Below are 20571 nucleotides of genomic sequence, written 5' to 3' on the forward strand. Positions count from 1 at the left end.
CAAGACGGTATCTTCGGATTCCGTCGGGCGCATCGAGGTTGCGCGCCGTCAGGGCCACCGCGCCGACGGGCTGCCGCCGTCTTGGATCGGTACGCTGCTAGGGGGTGCCTTAGTGACGAGTGCTGCGGGGCCCGCCGAGTGCCGGCCGCACGGGCGGCCTTACTCGGCATACACGTTGGTGGTCGATTGGGCGGTGGTCGCTTTCGCGAATTTGTAGAGCTGTTTGCTAATGGTCCTCCCGCAGTTTTTTGGGGGGGGAGAAAGGTGGCGCGCAGCGCCCACTGTCTTGCGCATGCAGACCCATTGCGCGCCACGCACCGGGGTTCAAGTGCCGGCCATCATTCGTTGGATAGGAAATGCAGTCTGACTGCAGATCCACGTGAGGAACGGACTTTCGCCCTAGCTGCCAATAATTGCAGTCTGACACCGAAATTGAGATCCTCGAATAAATGCAGTCCGACACCAGAATTACGACGCTAAAAAACCCGAGCAACGCCGCCACACGCGAAGCGAACTCTGCGACGACGTGCCACTACGCGTAAGCTCCAAAAGGCCGCCCGCGCGGCCGGCATGGAGCGGGCCCCGCAAGATCTTTCACCCCCAAAAGTTCGTGGCGAGAACCCTAAGAAAACAAATCGCCCCAGCTGACGTCAGATTGCAACTGACGGAGCCCGTGGCGTCGGGGGCCTGGGGTGCGCGGGGCGTCGATAAGCCCGAGGGAATCTGAAGGAACCCGCCGCAGGCGGGTGACGAAGATGACGACGGGGCAGTCCGGAGCGAAGGCTCCGGACCGCAATCGTTGCCCCGCGCGCCCCAGGCCCCCGACGCCACGGGCGTCTCAAGAACCCACCACCACCGACAACAACAACAACAACAACAACAACAACAACAACAACAACAACAACAGAACCAAACCCTAAGCCGCCACCGCCCGAACCCAACTCACCGCATGGCACCGAACCTGCCGCCCCGCCACGACACTCACCTCTGGCACATCCGTGCGGCACTCATCTCTTGCGTCCGGACACCGGGGATGAAACGTGCATCCCGCTGGCGGTTGGATCGGATTTGGCACCTCTCCCCCCATCGGCTCCCGATCCCGTCTGGGATCTTCCAGATCGGGAATCGTATCCAGCAACATCCGCGTATACGGATGCTGCGGGGCATCGAATAGCTGATCAGCCGGCGCCTGCTCGACGATTCTTCCCAGGTACATCACCGCCACGTTATCCGACACGTGGCGCACCACCGACAGGTTGTGGCTGATGAACACATACGTCAGCCCGAACTCTTTCTGCAAGTCGCCCATCAGGTTCAGAATCTGCGCTTGCACCGACACGTCCAGCGCGGACGTGGGCTCGTCGCAGACCAGAAATTCCGCTTCCGTCGCCAACGCACGGGCAATCGAAATACGCTGTCGTTGACCGCCCGAGAACTCATGCGGAAAGCGCCCCGCGTCGCTGGCGGACAAGCCCACCAGTTCAAGCAGCTCGTCCACGCGGCGGCGCGTTTCGGCGGGCGTTGGCCGCAAGCCCAGCGTAATGATGGGCTCGGCCACGATGTTGCCCACACGCCAGCGCGGGTTCAGGCTGGCGTAGGGGTCCTGGAAAATCATCTGCGGGTGCAACACGCCGCCTGAACGGTTGCGGCCATACGCCAGCTTGCCGCGCGTGGGGGCAACCAGGCCCACCAGCAGCTTCGCAAGGGTCGACTTGCCGCAACCCGATTCGCCCACGATGCTTAGCGTCGTGCCTCTTGGCACGGCCAGCGATACGCCATCCACCGCCTTCAACGTTTGCGCCGGCTGCCGTGACAGCGTGCGTTCCAGCCAGGGCGGCGACACGTCGAACCAGCAGGCCAGGTCATCGGCCCGCAAGAGAAAATCATCGTTACGCGGCATGGGCGACTCCTCCTTGATGCAGCCAGCACGCGCTGACCGTCGCGCCGGTTGGCGATGGCGCGAGCGACGGGCGTGTCTGTGCGCAGCGCGGGCCCGCCAGCGTGCAGCGGGGATGAAACGCGCAGCCATCGGGCATGGCGTGCAAGCGCGGCATGGCGCCGTCGATCTGGTTCAGGCGCGCAGCGCGATGCCGCAAGCCCGGAATCGCATTCATCAAGCCCTGCGTGTAGGGATGACCGGGCCGGCGCAACACGTCCAGCACCGGGCCGATCTCCACAATGCGGCCCGCGTACATCACCGCCACGCGGTCAGCCGTTTCGGCAATCACGCCCATATCGTGCGTCACCAGCAGCACCGACGTGCCCTGCTCGCGGCACAGCCGGCGCAGCAGCGCGGTGATCTGCGCCTGCACCGACACGTCCAGCGCCGTCGTCGGTTCGTCCGCGACGATCAGCGCCGGCCGCGCGGCCAAGGCCAGCGCAATCACCACGCGCTGACGCATCCCGCCAGAGAACTGGTGCGGATAGTGATCAATGCGCTTGTCGGCAGCGGGAATGCCCACCGCCAGCAGCAGCTCCAGCGCACGCGCGCGTGCAGCCGCTGCGGATGACTTGTCGTGGTGGCGGATGGTTTCGACCAGTTGGTCGCCCACCGTGAACAAGGGGTGCAGGCTAGTCAGCGGGTCTTGAAAGATGGCGCCGATTTCCTTGCCGCGCAGCCGCTGGCGCGCCTTGGGCGGCAGGTTGTCGATGCGCTTGCCCGCCAGATGGATCTCGCCGCCGCCCAAGCGGCCGGGCGGCTCCAGCAGGCCGATCACCGCCATCCCGGTCAGGGACTTGCCCGCGCCGGACTCCCCCACCATGCCCAGGATTTCGCCGGGCTGGATATCGAAACTGATGTCGCGCGTGGCGACCAGCGTGCCGTGGCGCGTGGGAAATTCCACCGACAGGCCGCGCACGGACAACGTCGGAATACCTGCCGGGCCAGTCTGGGCCGGCGGCTGCGTGTTGTTGGGAACAATGGCCATCATGACGGGCTCCTTGCGGGACGCGGATAGCTTGAGGAAAAAATCTGCTCAACCGGGGGATGCCCCCAAGTGCGGTCGGGATAGCGTGCAACCAGGCCGTCGAACTGCGCCTGCGCCTGTTCTTGCGCCAGACGGGCGTCGAAGCCGGGGATATGGCCGTCGATCATGACGAAGCGTCCATCGATGATCACCTGCGACACATCACGGCCGCTGCCGCTGACCATCAAGGTCTGGATCGGGTCGATCATCTGGCCGTTGCGGTCGTGCGAGAAATCGAACACCACGATGTCGGCCTTGGCGCCTACGGCCAAGCGGCCCAGGTCCGGCCGCCCCAATGCATCGGCGCCGCCCACCGTGGCGGCGTCGTAATAGTCTTCGGAGCGCACGGCCTCGGTCGAACCGTCGGCCACGCGGCACAGCATCATTCCGACCTGCATGTTCAACACCATGTCGGGCGGCCAGGTGTCCGTGCCCATGCCGATGTTCACCCCTTGCTTGCGATACCGCGCGAAGGACTCCAACGTCGCGCCGTGGCGCGCCGACACCAACGGGCAATGCACGATGCTGGCGCCGGCGTCGCGGATGATGTCAAGATCACGCCCCGGGCGATCAATATGGCGCGACCCCGACACATACGTGCCATGCGGCAGCAGCGCGCGTTCGGACAAAAATCCCAGGCTTTGCAGCCATTCCGGCGGACTCATGCCGTGCTGCTCCACGACCAGGTCATATTCCAGGCGCGATTGGCAGCAATGCAGCCGGATCGGCATCTCCCGTTCACGCGCGGCGGCGGCTGACATGCGCAACAAGTCCGGCGTACAGGTTTCGATGCGGTCGGGAGACAGCATGGCGCGCACGCGGCCGTCGTGGCGCCCTTCGATTTCGTCGCAAAACGCCAAGGCGTCGGACAGGCCCGCCATGCCGCGCACCTCGTCGTAGTGGCAACGGATCTTGCCTTCGGCATCCACATACGTGTGCCCGCTGCGGTAGGCCGGCCCCAGATACACGCGCAAGCCCAGCTCGCCCGCGGCGTTGGCCGCTGACAGGAATTCTTCGCGGGTTTCACCCCATACGCGGTAGAACAGCGACGCAATCGGCAGCGCCGTGGTGATGCCGTTGCGGATCAGCTGCGCAAACGCGTAGCGCTTCTGAAACGCCAATTCGGCGGGGGTGTACATCTCATACGGCCCGCGCTTCATGTAGCTGTCGGGCCAAATCCGGCCCTTGCGCCACGCGGGCGAATTGTCAAAGCCCAGGATGGTGGTGTCCAGGTCAGACAGGGCGTCCAAGTCTACGAAGCCGGGCCCGATCACCGCGCGGCCGTAATCGTGGCGGCGCGCCACCGGCCCCCGATAGTGGTGGCCGACGTAGACGATGCGGTCGTCCTCGAACACGACTTCACCATTCTCATACAGGCAATGGCGGCCGTTCTCGTGGCCCACCACCCAACGGGCCGTCAGCAGGATGGGGCCTTCGGCGGCGGGCATCACGGCGCCTCCACCAAGGCGCGGCCATCGCGCGCGACCACGCGGCCGCGCTTGACGACCAGTTTTCTTACCGGACGCGACACGATGGCCTCGGCCACCGTCTCGGCTTGCACCAACACGAAGTCGGCATGGCAGCCGGGTGCCAGCCCGTAGTCGGCCAGCTTCATGACGCGCGCGTTGCCATAGGTGGCCACGTCCAGCGCCAGCGCCAGCTCGTCGTCGCGGCGGAAGTTGTTGCGCAGGCCCACCAGCATGGTGCGTTCCAGCATGTCGGGTTTGCCGTAAGGCCCCCAGGTATCGCGCATGCCATCATTGCCCGTACAGATCGTGACGCCCGCCGCACGCAGGCTGGCCACATGCGGCACCGGGCGCGACGCCGAGCCCGTTGTCATGATGTGCACGCCCGCCTTCAGCAAGCCCTCGGTCAGCGCCTGCACCGCCTGCGTGTCGGGCATGCCCAGACAGAACGAGTGCGACAAGGTGACCTTGCCCTGCATGCCCAGCGCCAGCACGCGGTCTATCGTCATCTGCATCGAAAACGCGCCCAGCTCGCCGGCCTCGTGCAGGTGGATGTCGATGGGCTTGCCATGCTTGTCGGCCAGCCCGAAGATGGCATCCAGATGGCCCTTGGGATCGCGGTCCATGCCGGCCGGGTCCAGCCCGCCCACCACTTCCGCGCCCATGCGCAGGGCCTCGTCCATCAGCTCCAGCGTGCCGGGGCGAATCAGCAACCCGCTTTGCGGAAAGGCGACGAGTTCCACGTCGATCTGGTCACGGTACTGTTCGCGGGCGCGCATCACGCCTTCGATGGCAGCCAGGCCGATATCCGTGTCCACATCCACATGGCTGCGGATATGGCTGGTGCCATCGGCGATCGACATCACGATCTGCCGCGCCGACTGCCTGTACGGATCAATACCCAGACGCTTCTTTTCAGCGCGCTCGTTGTCGATCTTGTCGATCAGCCGCGGCCCGACCTCGTTGCGATACCAGGGCATGCCGTACATCGTCTTGTCCAGATGCGCGTGGGCGTCGATCAGCCCCGGCAACATCAGCGCGCCGCCCCCATCCACCACCAGCGCGCCTTCCAGCGACGAGGCGCTCAGCGCCGGGTTGCCCTGCGCCGGGTTGACCATCGCCGGGTTGTCCCGCGCCGGGTTGCCCACCGCCGGGATGCCCCGCGCCGGGATGCCCCGCGCCAGAATGCGCCCGTCTCGCACCAGCACCGATGTCAGCTCGCCACCGGCCGGACGGACGTTCGTATACAGCGTTGCGTTTTCCATGCTTCAACCTTTATTCAACAGCGCGCCTCAGCGCAAACGGGGGTTCAGCGCATCGCGCAGCCAGTCGCCCAGCAAGTTCACCACCAGCACAATCAGGCTCAGATACAGGGCGGGAAACACCACCACCCACCATTGCCCCGAAAACAGGAACTGGTTGCCCAGACGAATCAAGGTGCCCAGCGACGGTTCAGTAGGCGGCATGCCCACGCCCAGAAAGCTCAGCGTGGCCTCGATCAAAATGGCCAGGCCCAGGTTCAGCGTGGCCGTCACCATCACGGGCGTCAGCGTGTTGGGCAGGATGTGCGTGAGCATGATGCGCATTGGGCTCACGCGGATCAGCCGCGCCGCCTGCACGTATTCCTTGCCGCGCTCAACCAGCGCCGACGCCCGCACCGTGCGCGCGTACTGCACCCAATTGGTCATCGAGATCGCCAGGATCAGGATCACCGCCGACAACGTTTCGCGCAGGCCCGGGGGCAGCAGCTGGCGGAACACCGCCGTCACCAGGATGGCGACCAGAATGGTCGGGATGCTGAGCAGCGTGTCGCCCAGGCGCATCAGCGCGTTATCGACCCAGCCGCCGAAGTAACCGGCCGCCAAGCCCACCATCAGCCCGATCGCCAATGACAACACCACCGTCGCCAATCCAATAACCAGCGACATGCGCGAGCCATACAAAATGGCCGACCACACATCGCGGCCCTGCGTGTCGGTGCCCAACAGGAACTGCGGGTCGGCGCCGTCCACCCAGAATGGCGGCAGCTCGGCATTCAGCAAGTCCAGCTGCGCCAGATCGTAGGGGTTCTGCGTCGCGATCCACGGCGCGAACACGGCCAGCAGCACCACCACCAGCAGCACGATGCTCGCGCCCATGGCCACGTAATCGTGCCGCAGGCTCCACCACAGATCGCTTTGCAGGAAGCGCGACAACCGGCTTTGCGCACCGCCCTTGAAGGGTTTGGTACCGGGCTTGGAGGCGGGTTTGGCGGCGGGTTTGGTAAAGGGATTAGTGAGCATTTGCGCCTCCTTTGACGTGCTGGCTGCGCAGGCGCGGGTCAACCACGCCGTACATCATGTCCACCAGCGTGTTCAGCGCCACGAAGATGAAGGACACGATCACCAGATAGGCGGCCATGACGGGAATGTCCACGAACATGACCGATTGGATGAACAACAGCCCCATGCCCGGCCACTGGAAGACGGTTTCCGTGATCAGCGCGAAGGCAATCAGGTTGCCGATCTGCATGCCCGTCACGGTGATGACGGGCATCAGACAGTTGCGCAGGGCCAGCCGGAAGTGAACGATGCGGTTCGGCAGACCGCGGGCGCGCGCGAACTTGATGAATTCCGTGCGCAGCGTTTCCAGCATTTCGGCGCGCACCAGCCGCATGATCAGCGTGATCTGGAACAACGCCAGGGTGATTGACGGCAGCACCAGCGCGGCCCGGCCCGATGGCGTCAACAGCCCCGTGGACCACCAGCCGATCTTCACCGTTTCGCCGCGGCCAAAGCCCGGCAGCCAGCCCAGCTGCACCGAAAAGATCAGGATCAGCATGATGCCGACCACGAAGCTGGGCAGCGAAATGCCCAGGATGGACACAAACTGCAAGGCCTGCGCCAAGCGGGATTTTCGGTAGATGGCCGTCAGCACGCCCAGCGGCACGCCGATCACCAGCGACAGCAGCGTCGCCATCATCACCAGTTCAAACGTGGCGGGAAAGCGTTCGGCCACCAGCGCGAACACGTCCTGTTGATTGCGGTACGAAATGCCGAACTCGCCTTGCGCGGCGTTCGTGACGAAGTGCACGAACTGCATGCCCACCGACGCGTTCAGCCCCAGGCGTTCGCGCAGTTCGTCGCGCTGCGTCTGCGAGGCCTGCTCGTTCAACATCATGTCGACGGGGTCGCCGACAAAGCGGAATATCACAAAGGCCAGCAACGCCACCGCCAGCATCACGCCAACCGCGTTGAAGACCCGTCTAACAATGAACGCCAGCATGTGTGGCTCCCTTCAAACCCGATGTCAGACTCTGGCGGCAGCGCCCGGCTTCAGACGCCGCCCCCGCTCATACGCCCATCACGGCGCGTTACTGCATACGCACCGTCCACAGGCGCGCCTTGTTGTCCGGCATTTGCAGCACGTCGCCCACCTTGTCGCCCACGGCCCAGGCCATCGGCTGTTGGTGCAGCGGCAGGAAACGCACATCGTCATGCAGGGTCTGCAACACCTCGGACATCATCTGGATGCGCTTCGGGCGATCCATCTCGGCGGCAGCCGCATCGATCTTGGCGTCAAGCGCGGCATCGCCCCACTGCCCCCAGTTGAAGACGCCGGCGGGGCCGGTGCGGCTGTGCATCACTTGCAGCAGAATCGACAAGGCATCAATCTGCGGCTCGTTGGCCCAGCCGTGAATGGTGATGTCGAACTCGCCGCGCGAACGCTTCGGGTTCTGCAACGAACGCGGCCCGCTGGCGAGCGACGCCTTCACCCCAATGCGCGCCCACATCGACGCGGCGGCCTGGCACAGTTCTTCTTCGTTCACGAACATGTCGTTCGAACACAGCAGCGACACCGTGAAGCCATCGGGATACCCGGCATCCGCCAGCAGCTTCTTGGCCTTCGCGGCGTCAAACGGCAAGCGCTCTTCCTGCTTGACCTCGTAGCCCGGAATCGACGGGGCCACCAGTGCGCCCGTGGTGCGCGACAAGCCGCGCATCACGCGCTTTTGCAACAGATCGGGCGACAGCGCCATGTACAGCGCCTGACGCACGCGCAGGTCTTTCAGCGGGTTCTTGTCGGTGATGTTCGAACCGACGAGCTTGTCGCCCAGGTTGAAACCGAAGTACAGCGTGCGCAGCTCGGTGGATGCCAGCACCTTCACGTTGGAAGCGGCGCGCAGGCGGTCCAGATCCTGCAACGGCGCGTTCTCGGTGAAGTTGATGTCGCCCGACAGCAGCGCGGCCACCCGGGTCGGCGCGGAGGCGATGGGCGTGAATTCGATGCGGTCCAGGTTGTGGCGGGGTTTGTCCCACCAGTCTTTGTTCACGACCAGCACGGTGCGCGTGTCGGGCCGGTACGACTCCACCTTGAACGGGCCGGTGCCGTTGGCGTTGTGCGTGGCGTAGCCCTCGATCTTCTTGGCGGCGTCCGTCGGCTTGGTGCTGTTGTTGTCCACTAGCCACTGGCGGTTGAAGATGAAGATGTTGGTCAGGTCGTTCAACATCAGCGGGTACGGGTGCGTCATTTCGATGTCGACGGTGAAGTCGTCCACCTTGCGCACGGCTTTGAAGGCGGGCAGGTTGCCCTTCAAGGGCGATGCGTCATCCGACACGCGGGTCATCGACGCCACGACGTCGTCCGCCGTGAACGGCGCGCCGTTGTGGAACTTCACGCCCTGGCGCAGCTTGAAGCGCAACACGGTGGGCGACGTGGTTTCCCAGGATTCGGCCAGCGCCGGGGTGATGTTGAATTTGTCGTCGTAGCGGATCAGCGCTTCGTACACATGGTTAAGAAACGCCAGGTTGAACGTGCTGCCGTAGGAATACGGGTCCAGCGAATCCAGGTCGCGCGCGGCGCCCCACTTCAGCGTGTTGGCGGCCGAAGCCCCCGAGATGGCCGACAACGCGATCACGGCGCCGGCTGTCCATTTGAGCAACGTCTTCATGGCTGCAACTCTCCCTTGTCTATCGGTTTTCAATACCGGTTTGATGTGGCCGGGGACAGGCCCGGCGCGGTGTGTGAAGTGATCGGTCCGGCTGGGCCGGGCTGGGCTGGGCTGGGCTGGGCTGGGCTGGGCTGGCCGTGCAGGTCTGGCCGGGCAGGTCTGGCCGGGTAGGTCCGGGGTTGGCCAGATCACGCCGGGGCGCACTGGCGTTGCGCGCGGTCCAGCGAGGCCAGCGCCAGCACTTGCGCAAGCGCCGCGCGGTAGGAATCGATGATGGGCACGGCGGGTTTGCGCGGCAGCACGGGCAGATAGCCCGCCAGCGCCGCGCCCGCCACGATCACCACGTCGGCGCCCTGCGCCACGGCGGCATCCAGCGCGCGGCTGACCTCGGCGGCGGACTCGGGCGTGCGCGACACGTAGTCCAGCGCGTTGCCCGGCAAGGCGATGATGCCGGCGCAGCGCGCGTCCAGGCCAAGCTGGCGGATCTGTTCGCGCAGCATGCCGGGCCAGCGCTGCCCGACGGTCACGATGGCGTAGCGGTCGCCGCGCTGCATGGCGGCCATGATCGACGCTTCGGCCATGCCCACCACCGGCACGCTCAAGGTTTCGCGCACGGCGCCAATGCCGGGCTCGCCAAAACAGGCCAGCAGGCAGGCATCGAACGGCGCCTCGGCCTGCGTCACTTCGCGCTCCACGGTTTCCAGCACGGCGTGGGCGGCCACGGCGGCTTCCACGCGGCTGGCGATATAGGCCGGGCCGAACACGGCGGTGACGGCATGCACGTGGGCGGCGCCGTCAAAGAACACGCGCGCCTGGTTGGCCAGACTGGTGGTCAGGTCGGACGTGGTGTTGCCGTTGACCACCAGCAGGYGGTAGGGCTGAAAGGCGGGCCGATTGATCGCGGGCGGATCAAGGACGATGGCGTCGTGCGTGGCTGGCATGAAACAAACCTCTGTCGGTATGTATACAAACACACGGCTCAACCCCGATAGATCTGAGCTATTTTGTATAAATGTTTGTATACGATTTATGCCGACAATGTACGCGCTTCAAATCTGCCTTCAAGCTATCGCTAACCCTTACCGTCAGCTGGTGTATGCTTGCCTACACCCCGCAGTGCGCGCCGGCAGCGAATGCCGGACCCCTCCCATTACAATGAAAATGCGCATGCACAGGAGCCAATAAGACGATGACAACCCTCGCGCCGCCGGCCAATGAGCCCGCCAAGAAAGACACAAATCGCAGCGAAATCGTATACATAAATTTGCGCCGCGCCATCATTGAGCAGGCGCTGCTGCCTGGCGACAAGCTGCCCGAAGACATCATCGGCGAGCGCTTTGGCGTCAGCCGGACCATCGTGCGGGGCGTGCTGACGCGCTTGTTCAGTGAAGGGCTGGTAGATTTACGGCCCAACCGCGGCGCGGCGGTAGCGCGCCCGAGCCTGGAAGAGGCGCACGACATTTTCGAAGCCCGCCGCTGCCTGGAACGCGACGTGGCGCGCCGGCTGCTGCAACACATCACCGAAGCCGGGCTGACGCGGCTGGCGCAGCATGTGAAAGAAGAGGAAGCGGCCCGCAAGCGCAACAGCACGAATGAATCCATCCGGCTGTCGGGCGAATTCCACATCCTGATGGCCGAGCTGTCGGGCAATGCGGTGTATGCCCGCTACGTGAACGAGATTGTGTCGCGCTGCTCGCTGATCCTGGCGCTTTACGGCCGGCCGCATTCAAGCGAATGCGCGGTCAGCGAACACATGGAAATCGTGGAAGGGTTGCGTGCGCGCGACGAGAAGCATGTGCTGCATCTGCTGGAGCACCATCTGGAATCCGTCACTGCGCGCGCGCTGCTCAGCACGGACGGCGCAGGCGTGCGTGATATCCGCAAGATCCTGGATCGATACGGCACGTAGGGCCGGGCCCGCCCGATGGGCGTGCCGGTTCCCCCGAGAATGAGAAAAGCGCCCGGTCGGGGCGCTTTTTCGTTCTTGGGCCTAGATTTCGCGTTCTTCCGTCTTGAGGTTGTTGTCGCGAGCGAAATCCACCACGAACTTGTACGCCAGCGGTTCCAGGTCGCGCAAACGCAAGTCGACCACGATTCCGCGCACGCCGTCGATAACGACGGGCAGCACATAAGGCGAATAGGTGAGGTGGTTACCAGCACAGCCGGCGGGCCGGAATTGTGCCATTACGCCAGCGAGCCGCTCCGCCCAATCGCTGGGGCGGAAGCGGCTACCGCTTTCGGTAACGCCATGAATTACGAATTGTCTGACGCGAGTTGCCATGAGTTCTTCACTACAGCGCGCCTTTCACGAAAGCCGGATCTTCGGCGTGATCAAACATGCGCCCTGCGCCGCGAATTGTATATGATTGATCCTTTGCCCTCTTTCAAAAGCCGTTTCCCCCAGGGAATCGCGTCTGAACCTATCGAAAAGAGGGCCGATTTTTTTGGTAATCCCCCAGGAGGATCCGCAATGACCTCGCCTCTGGCCAATATTTATGCCCGCCTGCCGGTTGCGTTCACGCACGGCCAGGGCGTCTGGTTGTGGGATGCCGAAGGCCGAAAATATCTGGACGCCCTCGCCGGCATCGGCGTGTCGTGCCTGGGCCACGCCCATCCGAAACTGGTTGCCGCCATCAGCGAGCAGGCCGCGCGCGTCATCCACACGTCGAACATCTACGAAGTGCCCCAGCAGACGGCCTTGGCCGCGCGCCTGACGGCCTTGTCCGGCATGCAGGAAGTTGCGTTCAACAACAGCGGCTCTGAAGCCAACGAGGCCGCCATCAAGCTGGCGCGCTACTACGCCTACCAGCGCGGCAACAAGCACGCCCACATCATCACCATGGACTCGTCCTGGCATGGCCGCACGCTGGCCACGCTGGCGGCCACCGGCAGCGACAAGGCGCGCAAGGGTTTCGAACCCCTGCCCTCGGGCTTCATCCAGGTGCCCTACAACCATCTTGACGCCGTGCGCGACGCGGGTGACGCCGAACCGCGCACCACGGCGGTGCTGCTGGAAGTGCTGCAAGGCGAAGGCGGCATTCGCCCGTCCGACATCGCCTATCTGCAAGCGCTGCGCCGTTTGTGCACCGAACGCGGCTGGCTGCTGATGATCGACGAAGTGCAGTCCGGCATCGGCCGCACCGGCAAGTGGTTCGCCCACCAGTGGGCAGACATCGTGCCGGACGTCATGACCTTGGCCAAGGGCCTGGCGGGCGGCGTACCCATCGGTGCGATGCTGGCCGCTGGCCCCGCCGCGGGCGTCTTCACGCCGGGCAGCCATGGCACAACCTTCGGCGGCGGCCCGCTGGTGTGCGCAGCCGGCCTTGCCGTGCTGGACACGCTCGAATCCGAAAATCTGCTGCCCAACGCCCTCACCGTGGGCGACTACCTGAAAGACAAGCTGGCCAGCGCCCTGTCAGGCACCCCAGGCGTGACCGAGGTGCGTGGCCGGGGCCTGATGCTGGGCATCGAGCTTGGGCGCCCCTGCGGCGTGCTGGCGCTGCGTGCGCTGGAAGCCGGCCTGCTCATCAACGTCACGCGCGACCGCGTCATCCGTATGCTGCCGCCCCTGATCCTGAACCATCAAGAGGCGGACCAGATCGTCAACACCCTGGTTCCGCTCATCCAACAGTTCCTGGCCGAAAAACCATAATCAACGTCCCGCCCGGGCCACGAGCCTGGCGAGACCCAATGACCTGCGACATCACCATGACTCCTCCCACGACTCAAAACGGCCCGTTGCGGCATTTCCTTCAGTTCAAAGATTTCTCGCCCGCCGAGATCGCCTACGTGCTGGACCGCGCGCGCCTGATCAAAGAAAAGTTCAAGCGCTACGAACCCCACATGCCGCTGCACGACCGCACGCTGGCGATGGTGTTTGAAAAGGCCAGCACCCGCACCCGCGTGTCGTTTGAAGCCGGCATGTACCAGATGGGCGGATCGGTCATCAACCTGACCTCGAACGATTCGCAGCTGGGCCGCTCGGAGCCCATCGAAGACACGGCGCGCGTCATCTCGCGCATGGTCGACATCGTCATGATCCGCACGTTCGAGCAGACCCGCATCGAGCGCTTCGCCTCGCATTCGCGCGTGCCGGTCATCAACGGCCTGACCAACGAATTCCACCCCTGCCAGATCCTGGCCGACATCTTCACCTACATCGAGCACCGCGGCCCCATCGCCGGCAAGACGGTGGCCTGGGTGGGCGACGCCAACAACATGGCCTACACGTGGCTGCACGCGGCCGAAATGCTGGGCTTCACGCTGCATGTGTCCACGCCGGCCGGCTACGAGCTCGAAGCCTCGCGCATCGGCACGCCGTCCGCCAAGGTGCTGCGCCAGTTCAAAGACCCCATGGAGGCGTGCAAGGGCGCGCACCTGGTCACGACCGACGTCTGGACCAGCATGGGCTACGAAGCTGAAAACGAAGAGCGCCGCGCGGCGTTTGCCGACTGGTGCGTGGACGCCGAAATGATGGCCGCGGCCGACGCCGAAGCCGTCTTCATGCACTGCCTGCCCGCCCACCGCGGCGAAGAAGTCACCGGTGAAGTCATCGACGGCCCGCAAAGCGTGGTCTGGGACGAAGCCGAAAACCGTTTGCACGTGCAAAAGGCGCTGATGGAATTCCTGCTGCTGGGCCAATTGAAGTAAGCCCGCTCGGCATGGAAAAGGGCCTGGATATCTTGCGATATCCAGGCCCTTTCTGTTTCTTTCGTTGCTTGGCGGCAGCGATCAGCGCAGCGTGCGTTCCCACGCGGCGATGGCGTCGGCCACCGCTTGCGGCTTCTCGGGCACCAATGCATGCCCTGCCCCATCAATCACCACTACCGACACCCGGCTACCGAACTCATCGCGGATTTCGTTGCGCGTGGCGGGCGGCTTGAACAAGTCCAGCTCGGCCTGCAAATCCAGCAGGGGTTTGTTGCCGCCCGACCACCAATCGGATTGCTGCGTCGCCTTGCCCGCCAGACGCTGGCTTTCGCTGACCTCGGGATACCAGCCATTGAGCCACACGCGCGCGTCGTTGGCCGGCGCGAAGAACGCGTACTGGATGGACTTCAAGCGTTCGGCGTCCGGCAGCGATAGCTCGGCGCTGCGGTCCACGTGTTCGCTCAAGCCCTTGGGATACTGCTTGGCTGCGGCGGCCACGATGACGACGCCGCGCACCAGTTCGGGGTGATCCACGCCCGTCGTGCGCGCCACCCAATTGCCAAAGGCATGGCCGACCATCACGACAGGCTGGCGCGCCACGTTGCGAATCACCGCCGCCTGATCTTCGGCCAGATCGTGCAGCGTGATGCCAGACATCGGCCCCGTGCTGCCGCCGATGCCGCGCGGTTGCGGACGCAAGACGCGGTAGCCGGCTTGCACGAAACGGTCGGCCAGCACATCGAAATCTTCCGCGCCACGGCCGCGCGACGGCAGCAACACCAGCGCCGGGCCCGTCCCCTGGTCCAGCACTTCGATGCTGGCGCCGTTGCCCACCACCACATTCACGCGCTTGGGCGCATCGGCCAACGCGGGGCTAGCGGCCACGGCCGCGCACGACAGCGTCAAGCCGCTTAGCAAGAACTTCATCATCATGTCTCCTCGGTTCGGGTCTGCGCCCGCTGCGTTTACAGGATTTTGCGGAACATCGTCCGGCGCGTATTGCGAAACGACGGGCGCACGCGGCTGCTCCAATCGGTGGCGCGCACCGCCAGCCACGGCGGGCTGCCGAAGGTTTCGCGCGTGTGCAGGTCGTAGCAGGCCAGATAGCGCGGCGCTTCGTCGCGGCATTCATACCGCATCGCGCGCACCGTGCCCGGCACGGATGCCAGACCCGGCAAATGCTCCTGGTCGTACCAGGCGTTCAGATCGGCTTCGGCCTCGGGCACGACATCGGTTTCAACGATGTAATGCCACGGCGCGTCCTGCCCGGCCGATGCGCCCGCCAAATCCAGCGTCTGATGCAGCACACGCGCCCGCGCACCGGGAAAGCTCTCGGCCAGACGCGCCTGAATCTCGGGCAACGCGTCCGGCGCGCCGCGCAGGTACACGTAGGTGTCTTCCTCTTCCAGCGCGGCGAACGCGCTGACGGACACGCCCGTCAGCCCCTGCGTCAAACGTTGGGCCATATCCGCCGCGCGCGCTTCGTCAAAGCGCTCGCCCAGCGACACCAGCAATACCGATTCCTGCACAGTCTTCTCCTTTCAGTGGCCGACGCGCAGCGCCACAAGGAAGCGCGACACCATGTTGTACGCCCCCACCGTGGCCGCCAGCTCGACCAATTGCGTGTCATCGTAGCGTGCGCGCAAGGGCGCGAACACAGCGTCCGGCACTTCAATGTCGCGCGTCATGGCGTCGGTCAGCGCCAGCACCTCGGCCTCGCCGGGCGCCAGCCCGTCGACGGCATCCGGCGCAGGGTTGCTGCGCAGCGCATCGATCACCTGCTGCGGCATGCCGCCCGCCAGCGCATGCGGCACGTGCGCATCGAATTCATAAGGCGCGTTGTTCAACGTCGCCACGCGCAGAATGATCAGCTCGCGCAAGCGCGGCGCCAGCGACGTCTTCTGGCGGATGGCGGTCAGCATGGCTTCCCAGCCTTCGACCACGGCGGGGCTGTTCAGCAGCACCTGATACAGCGGTGAAATCCGGCCGCGCGCGGCGCTGATGCGCGCCTCAAGCGTGGCCAGTTCCTGACGGGTGCCCGGTTCAACGGGCGCAACTCGGCTTGCGCTCATGTTTACTCCGGACGAATGTTCTTGCGCTGGATCAGCGCGGTCCACTTGTCGCGGTCGGACGCGATCAAAGCGGCCAGTTCTTGCGGCGAGCTGGGCGCAGCCTGCGCGCCGAATTTCTCAAGCTTGGCGCGCACGGCTTCGTTGCCCAATGCGGCGCGCACGGCCTGGTTCAGCTTGTCGACGGTGGCGGCCGGCGTGGACGCGGGCGCCACGATGCCATACCAGTTGTTCGACTCGACGCCCGCAATGCCCTGCTCGGCCAGCGTCTTCACGTCCGGCAACAGCGGGTGGCGCGTCGGCGCGGCAATGCCCAGCGGCTTCAGCTTGCCGCCCTGGATGTGGCCGATCAGGCCCGGCACATCGCCAAAGAAGCCGGCAACCTGATTGCCCATCACGTCGTTAATGACGGGCGCGGCGCCCTTGTACGGCACATGCAGCACGTTGGCCTTGCTGGCGTCGGCAAACATTTCCATCGTCAGATGCGGAATGCTGCCGATGCCCGACGACCCAATCGCCACCGACTGCGACGCGGCTTGCGACTTCTTCACGAAATCGGCGGCGTCGGTGGCCGGGTTGGACGGGTTCACGACGAACACGGTTGCGTTGTTCACGACCTTGGACACGGGCGCAAAGTCGCGCACCGGATCGTAAGGCAGGTCTTTGTACAGCGCCGGGCTGATCGCCACCGCGCCCACGCTCGTCAGAAACAGCACCGAACCGTCGCCCGGCGCCTTGGCCACGTAGGCCGCGGCGATGTTGCCGTTGGCGCCGGCCTTGTTTTCAACGATGACCTGCTGCTTGAGCTCCTTGCCCAATTGCTCGGCCAACACACGCCCCACCAGATCCACCGGCCCGCCGGGCGGGAACGCGATGATCAGGCGGACGGGGCCATCGGCGTGCGCCGCGCTGACCGCGGCCAGGCTCAGCACGGTGGCCGAGATGATTTTCTTGAACATGGTGTCTCCTCAATGAATGAATTTTTATGGCCTGACGAACAGGCGTCGCCGATTACAGAAATCCGTACAGCCGGGCCGGGTTGTCGACCAGCACGCGTTGGCGCAACGCGGCGTCGGGACACGCTTCGAAAAACGACTCCACCAATTCGCCGTCGTCGGGCATATCGCCCGCCACGTTCGGATGCGGCCAGTCGGTGCCCCACAAGGTGCGGTCGGGCATGGCGTCGATCAGGGCGCGCACAAACGGAATGCCTTCGGCGAAGGGCCGCTTGCCGGACGCGATGCGGTCAATGCCCGACACCTTGACCCACGCTTGCGGCACATCCGCCAAGCTGAGCAAGGCGCGCATCGCGGGGGAATCCAGATCATCGGCCGCCTTCAGCCGGCCCATGTGGTCCACGACGAACGGCACCGGCAACGCCAGCAGGCGCGGCAGCAAGTCGGGCAGCATGGCGCCGTCCACGTGCAGGCACAGATGCCAGCCCAGCGGCGCAATCAGCGACACCACATGGTCGAACACCGCCGGGTCAGGCGCGCCGCCCAGGTGCGGCACGAAATTGAATCGCGCAGCGCGCACGCCGCCGTCATGCAGCCGCTTGACGCTATCGGCCGAAGCGTCCGCGCCCAACAGCGCCACGCCCCGATAACGGCCGCCGCTTTGCGCCAGCGCATCCAGCAAGGCGCTGTGGTCCGACCCATGGCAATTGGCCTGCACCACCACCGCGCGCTCAATGCCCAGATGCGCATGCAAGGCCGCCATCTTTGCGTAGGGCGCATCAGGCGGCGTGTACGAGCGGCCCTCGGCATACGGGAACACGTCGCCCGGCCCGAAGACATGGCAATGGGCGTCGCACGCGCCAGGTGGCAAGGCGTGGCGGGGACGGGAAGGAGACGCAAGCGGAGGGCGGCAATCTGGCACGGGCGAATTCCTGCGGGGAAACCGACATCGTCCCGGATTGCGGGCTGACTAACAATGCTATATCTTTGATTTCAGATATAGAAAAACCACATATCAGATGGACCTCAAGCAAATCGAATACTTCGTCAGGGTCGCCGAGCGGCGCAGCTTCTCGCGCGCCGCCGAAATGCTGGACGTGGCCCAACCCACGCTCAGCCGGCAGGTGCGCCTGCTGGAACTCGAACTGGGCCAGCATCTGCTGTACCGCAACGGCCGCGGCGCGGAACCCACCGAGGCCGGCCTGCGCTTTCTGGAACACGCCCGCGCGTTGCTGACGCTGGCCGAACGCGCCAAGGAAGATTTGCAAACGCTGCGAGAAACGCCCACGGGCAAGGTCGTGGTGGGCCTGCCGCCGCGCATCGCGCGCGTGCTGACGCCGCCGCTGGTGCAGGCCTTTCGCCGCAGCTTTCCCGACGCCTCTATCGCGGTTGCCGAAGGCCTGAGCGCCCAGGTGCGCGAATGGCTGCTGGCGGGCCGTGTGGACCTGGCCCTGCTGTACGACCCCGCGCCCTCGCCCCAGCTGGCGTATGAATCGCTGTTTCGCGAAGACCTGGTGCTGGCCGCCGCGGCGGGGCATCAGCCGCCGCTGCCCGCGCGCGTGGCCGTGGCGCAGCTGGGCAATTACCCGCTGGTGCTGCCCAGCTTGCCGAACGCCATCCGCACCTTGGTGGAAAGCGTGTGCCGCGCGCAAGGCGTGCGGCTGAAGGTGGCAGCCGAGGTGGACGCGGTGCAAACCATTGTTGAGCTCGCGGCCCAAGGCGACGCCTATGCCATCTTGCCGCGCTCCGCCGCCCAAGGCCCGGCCGCCGAACACGCGCTGTCGCTGTGCGACATCGGGTCGCCCAAGATCACCAACAACCTGGTGCTGGCCAGCGCCCGCCATCGGCCGGCCACGCGGCTGGCCACCGCAACGGGCCAGATGATCCGGCAATTGAAGCTCGCGGAATTGTTCCAACCCGCGGGCCACGCGCGCCGGACGGGATAGCGACGACGGCTACGGCGGACACTGCGGTCGCTATGGTCACTGCGGTCACTGCGACCACTGCGGTCACTGCGGTCACTGCGGTCACTGCGGTCACTGCGACCACTGCGGCCACTGCGGTCACTGCGGCCACTGCGATTAATACGGCCGCTACGGCCGCGCCTCCACGCTGAACGCCACGCGCGTCGTGCCGCCTTCGCTGCTGGCGGACACCGCGCCCCCATGCATGAGCGCCACCGCCTTCACAATGGCCAGCCCCAGGCCGTGGCTGTGCTCCACGCCATCGCCCCGCCGCGCCGCATCCACGCGGTAAAAGCGCTGGAACAAGTGCGGCAGATGCGCCGGGTCGATCGCCGGCCCCGCATTGCTGACGGCCACTTCCAGGTGGTCGCCCTGGCGCTGAATGTCGATGCCGATTTCCGCGCCCGGCTGCGAATACTGGATGGCGTTTTGCAGCAGGTTTGTGACGGCGCGCCGGAACAAGGCGGTGTCGATCAGCGCGCTGGCGTCGCGGTCGCCGTCAATGCGCAGCCGCATGCCGGCCTCATCCAGCAGGAACTCAAAGAACTCCGCCGTCTTGCCGACTTCGTCCGCCAGCACCGCATGGACCCGTCCACTGGCGGCCTCGCCCTGATCAGCGCGCGCCAGGAACAGCATGTCGTTGATCATGGCGCGCAAGCGGTCCAGCTCTTCCAGATTCGATTGCAACACCTCTTGCAGATCGTCCGCGCTGCGCGGACGCGACAACGCCACCTGAGTCTGGCCGATCAGGTTCGTAAGCGGCGTGCGCAGCTCGTGGGCAACGTCCGCGTTGAACCCTTCCAGCTGGTTGTACGCGCCCTCCAGCCGCGCCAAAGCCCCATTGAACGACGTGGCCAGGTCTTCCAGTTCCACCGGCAGCTCGGCCATGCTGAGCCGCTGAGACAAGGCGCTGGGCCGCAGCGCGCGCGCCTCGGCCGACAGCCGGTTCAAGGGCCGCAGACCCAGGCGCGTCACCCAGAACCCCAACAGCGCCACCAGCAGAATGGCCGTCAGCGACAGGCCCGCCATCGCCCACAGCAGGTAGCGCAGCGTGTGCGCATAGGGCGCGGAATCCATGCCGACAATCAGCCGCACCGGCGGCCGCGCCAGATACGCGTCGACCGTCACCGTCAGCGTGCGCAGCGCGTAATCGCGCTCGGGCAAGGTGATCTTGCCAAAGCCGTCGGGGTGGCGTTCCAGGCTGCTGATGTCGGCCAGGCCCTTGCCATATTCGTAGGCGGGGTCGTCCGACAGCACCCAGAAGCGCAAGCTGCCATCGGCGGGCGTCAGGGTGTCGAGCTTGGTCTTGAAGCGGCCCCAGCGGTCAAGGTCGCCGCTGCGGGCCAGCGAATAACTGACCTCTTGCGCCGTCGTGCGCAGCGCGTCTTGCTGGATGCGGTCAAGCTGGCGGTCCAGCACGCCGTAGAGCGCCACCCCGGTCAGCGCAAACGTCACCGCCGCCGCTACCGCGTACAAGATGACCAGCCGGGATTTCAGTGACGTCTTCATGAAGGGCGCTTCATCGTTCACACCTGATCATTTGCCGATTCCGGTTCGCTCGTCCGGGTTC

The 20571-nt window shown here is 65.3% G+C and carries 19 protein-coding genes; 4 read left to right on the forward strand and 15 right to left on the reverse strand.

Translation table 11 applies throughout. From position 1 onward, the window contains the following. Positions 1–916: 916 nt before the first annotated feature. From AC1DSJ_RS11505 to AC1DSJ_RS11540, 8 genes are all read right to left on the reverse strand, one after another. Positions 917–1900 carry an ABC transporter ATP-binding protein gene (locus AC1DSJ_RS11505; protein WP_175172005.1) on the reverse strand — a complete coding sequence of 328 codons (984 nt, stop codon included), beginning with the start codon at positions 1898–1900 and terminating at the stop codon, positions 917–919. Beyond that, positions 1890–2930, reverse strand: coding sequence for an ABC transporter ATP-binding protein (locus AC1DSJ_RS11510; RefSeq protein WP_441372717.1), 1041 nt, complete (start codon positions 2928–2930; stop codon positions 1890–1892). Before AC1DSJ_RS11510 ends, AC1DSJ_RS11505 begins: the two co-directional genes overlap by 11 nt. Beyond that, positions 2927–4414 carry an amidohydrolase family protein gene (locus AC1DSJ_RS11515; protein ID WP_441372718.1) on the reverse strand — a complete coding sequence of 496 codons (1488 nt, stop codon included), beginning with the start codon at positions 4412–4414 and terminating at the stop codon, positions 2927–2929. The genes AC1DSJ_RS11510 and AC1DSJ_RS11515 overlap by 4 nt, the downstream gene beginning before the upstream one ends. Continuing rightward, positions 4414–5697 (reverse strand): amidohydrolase family protein, encoded by a 1284-nt coding sequence (locus AC1DSJ_RS11520; protein ID WP_441372719.1) that lies wholly within the window; start codon positions 5695–5697, stop codon positions 4414–4416. The genes AC1DSJ_RS11515 and AC1DSJ_RS11520 overlap by 1 nt, the downstream gene beginning before the upstream one ends. Positions 5698–5724: 27 nt before the next feature. Beyond that, positions 5725–6714: an ABC transporter permease gene (locus tag AC1DSJ_RS11525; RefSeq protein ID WP_175172009.1), complete on the reverse strand. Its 990-nt coding sequence runs from the start codon at positions 6712–6714 to the stop codon at positions 5725–5727. Continuing rightward, entirely contained in the window at positions 6704–7696 is a 993-nt protein-coding gene (locus AC1DSJ_RS11530; RefSeq protein ID WP_054423380.1) for an ABC transporter permease, read from the reverse strand. Before AC1DSJ_RS11530 ends, AC1DSJ_RS11525 begins: the two co-directional genes overlap by 11 nt. A gap of 88 nt (positions 7697–7784) precedes the next feature. Beyond that, positions 7785–9362 (reverse strand): ABC transporter substrate-binding protein, encoded by a 1578-nt coding sequence (locus AC1DSJ_RS11535; RefSeq protein ID WP_342067707.1) that lies wholly within the window; start codon positions 9360–9362, stop codon positions 7785–7787. Positions 9363–9550: 188 nt separating this feature from the next. Next, complete coding sequence (locus AC1DSJ_RS11540; RefSeq protein ID WP_476760306.1) at positions 9551–10303, reverse strand: aspartate/glutamate racemase family protein; 753 nt, start codon at positions 10301–10303, stop codon at positions 9551–9553. Between the two features lie 248 nt (positions 10304–10551). Here AC1DSJ_RS11540 and AC1DSJ_RS11545 point away from each other — a divergent pair, with 248 nt between their 5' ends. Next, entirely contained in the window at positions 10552–11271 is a 720-nt protein-coding gene (locus tag AC1DSJ_RS11545; RefSeq protein WP_054423383.1) for a GntR family transcriptional regulator, read from the forward strand. A gap of 81 nt (positions 11272–11352) precedes the next feature. Here the strand turns inward: AC1DSJ_RS11545 and AC1DSJ_RS11550 are convergent, their stop codons facing one another. Then, positions 11353–11643 carry a DUF3579 domain-containing protein gene (locus AC1DSJ_RS11550; protein WP_013392635.1) on the reverse strand — a complete coding sequence of 97 codons (291 nt, stop codon included), beginning with the start codon at positions 11641–11643 and terminating at the stop codon, positions 11353–11355. Positions 11644–11832: 189 nt separating this feature from the next. On the opposite strand from AC1DSJ_RS11550, the gene AC1DSJ_RS11555 reads away from it, so the two are divergent. Both AC1DSJ_RS11555 and argF read left to right on the forward strand, forming a co-directional pair. Beyond that, entirely contained in the window at positions 11833–13014 is a 1182-nt protein-coding gene (locus tag AC1DSJ_RS11555) for an aspartate aminotransferase family protein (RefSeq protein ID WP_441372721.1), read from the forward strand. A 56-nt stretch (positions 13015–13070) separates the two neighbouring features. Beyond that, positions 13071–14012 (forward strand): ornithine carbamoyltransferase, encoded by a 942-nt coding sequence (gene argF, locus AC1DSJ_RS11560; RefSeq protein ID WP_054424607.1) that lies wholly within the window; start codon positions 13071–13073, stop codon positions 14010–14012. 81 nt (positions 14013–14093) lie between these two features. Here the strand turns inward: argF and AC1DSJ_RS11565 are convergent, their stop codons facing one another. From AC1DSJ_RS11565 to AC1DSJ_RS11585, 5 genes are read right to left on the reverse strand one after another with little or no spacing between them, the layout of a single operon-like run. Further along, positions 14094–14945 carry an alpha/beta fold hydrolase gene (locus AC1DSJ_RS11565; RefSeq protein WP_082387087.1) on the reverse strand — a complete coding sequence of 284 codons (852 nt, stop codon included), beginning with the start codon at positions 14943–14945 and terminating at the stop codon, positions 14094–14096. Positions 14946–14977: 32 nt separating this feature from the next. Continuing rightward, positions 14978–15541, reverse strand: a complete 564-nt coding sequence (locus tag AC1DSJ_RS11570; protein ID WP_441372722.1) for a hypothetical protein — start codon at positions 15539–15541, stop codon at positions 14978–14980. Between the two features lie 12 nt (positions 15542–15553). Beyond that, on the reverse strand, positions 15554–16084 hold the full coding sequence (locus AC1DSJ_RS11575; protein ID WP_054423386.1) for a carboxymuconolactone decarboxylase family protein: 531 nt from the start codon (positions 16082–16084) through the stop codon (positions 15554–15556). Between the two features lie 2 nt (positions 16085–16086). Then, positions 16087–17040, reverse strand: coding sequence for a Bug family tripartite tricarboxylate transporter substrate binding protein (locus AC1DSJ_RS11580; protein WP_054423387.1), 954 nt, complete (start codon positions 17038–17040; stop codon positions 16087–16089). A gap of 52 nt (positions 17041–17092) precedes the next feature. Beyond that, a complete protein-coding gene (locus tag AC1DSJ_RS11585; RefSeq protein ID WP_441372723.1) occupies positions 17093–17959 on the reverse strand; it encodes an amidohydrolase family protein in 867 nt (288 codons plus the stop codon). A 97-nt stretch (positions 17960–18056) separates the two neighbouring features. Between AC1DSJ_RS11585 and AC1DSJ_RS11590 the strand changes: the two genes are divergently transcribed. After that, positions 18057–18983, forward strand: a complete 927-nt coding sequence (locus AC1DSJ_RS11590) for a LysR substrate-binding domain-containing protein (RefSeq protein ID WP_441372724.1) — start codon at positions 18057–18059, stop codon at positions 18981–18983. 147 nt (positions 18984–19130) lie between these two features. Here the strand turns inward: AC1DSJ_RS11590 and AC1DSJ_RS11595 are convergent, their stop codons facing one another. Further along, the gene (locus AC1DSJ_RS11595; protein WP_054424615.1) at positions 19131–20510 is read right to left on the reverse strand and encodes a heavy metal sensor histidine kinase; all 1380 of its coding nucleotides are present in this window, start codon (positions 20508–20510) and stop codon (positions 19131–19133) included. Between the last annotated feature and the right edge of the window lie 61 nt (positions 20511–20571).

This window comes from Achromobacter sp. 01N37 (genome assembly GCF_056399725.1).

Coding starts and splice junctions, on each gene's coding strand:
- AC1DSJ_RS11505 (WP_175172005.1), bottom strand. CDS start 1,900: ATGCCGCGTAACGATGATTTTCTCTTGCGGGCCGATGACCTGGCCTGC.
- AC1DSJ_RS11510 (WP_441372717.1), bottom strand. CDS start 2,930: ATGATGGCCATTGTTCCCAACAACACGCAGCCGCCGGCCCAGACTGGC.
- AC1DSJ_RS11515 (WP_441372718.1), bottom strand. CDS start 4,414: ATGCCCGCCGCCGAAGGCCCCATCCTGCTGACGGCCCGTTGGGTGGTG.
- AC1DSJ_RS11520 (WP_441372719.1), bottom strand. CDS start 5,697: ATGGAAAACGCAACGCTGTATACGAACGTCCGTCCGGCCGGTGGCGAG.
- AC1DSJ_RS11525 (WP_175172009.1), bottom strand. CDS start 6,714: ATGCTCACTAATCCCTTTACCAAACCCGCCGCCAAACCCGCCTCCAAG.
- AC1DSJ_RS11530 (WP_054423380.1), bottom strand. CDS start 7,696: ATGCTGGCGTTCATTGTTAGACGGGTCTTCAACGCGGTTGGCGTGATG.
- AC1DSJ_RS11535 (WP_342067707.1), bottom strand. CDS start 9,362: ATGAAGACGTTGCTCAAATGGACAGCCGGCGCCGTGATCGCGTTGTCG.
- AC1DSJ_RS11545 (WP_054423383.1), top strand. CDS start 10,552: ATGACAACCCTCGCGCCGCCGGCCAATGAGCCCGCCAAGAAAGACACA.
- AC1DSJ_RS11550 (WP_013392635.1), bottom strand. CDS start 11,643: ATGGCAACTCGCGTCAGACAATTCGTAATTCATGGCGTTACCGAAAGC.
- AC1DSJ_RS11555 (WP_441372721.1), top strand. CDS start 11,833: ATGACCTCGCCTCTGGCCAATATTTATGCCCGCCTGCCGGTTGCGTTC.
- argF (WP_054424607.1), top strand. CDS start 13,071: ATGACTCCTCCCACGACTCAAAACGGCCCGTTGCGGCATTTCCTTCAG.
- AC1DSJ_RS11565 (WP_082387087.1), bottom strand. CDS start 14,945: ATGATGATGAAGTTCTTGCTAAGCGGCTTGACGCTGTCGTGCGCGGCC.
- AC1DSJ_RS11575 (WP_054423386.1), bottom strand. CDS start 16,084: ATGAGCGCAAGCCGAGTTGCGCCCGTTGAACCGGGCACCCGTCAGGAA.
- AC1DSJ_RS11580 (WP_054423387.1), bottom strand. CDS start 17,040: ATGTTCAAGAAAATCATCTCGGCCACCGTGCTGAGCCTGGCCGCGGTC.
- AC1DSJ_RS11590 (WP_441372724.1), top strand. CDS start 18,057: ATGGACCTCAAGCAAATCGAATACTTCGTCAGGGTCGCCGAGCGGCGC.
- AC1DSJ_RS11595 (WP_054424615.1), bottom strand. CDS start 20,510: ATGAAGACGTCACTGAAATCCCGGCTGGTCATCTTGTACGCGGTAGCG.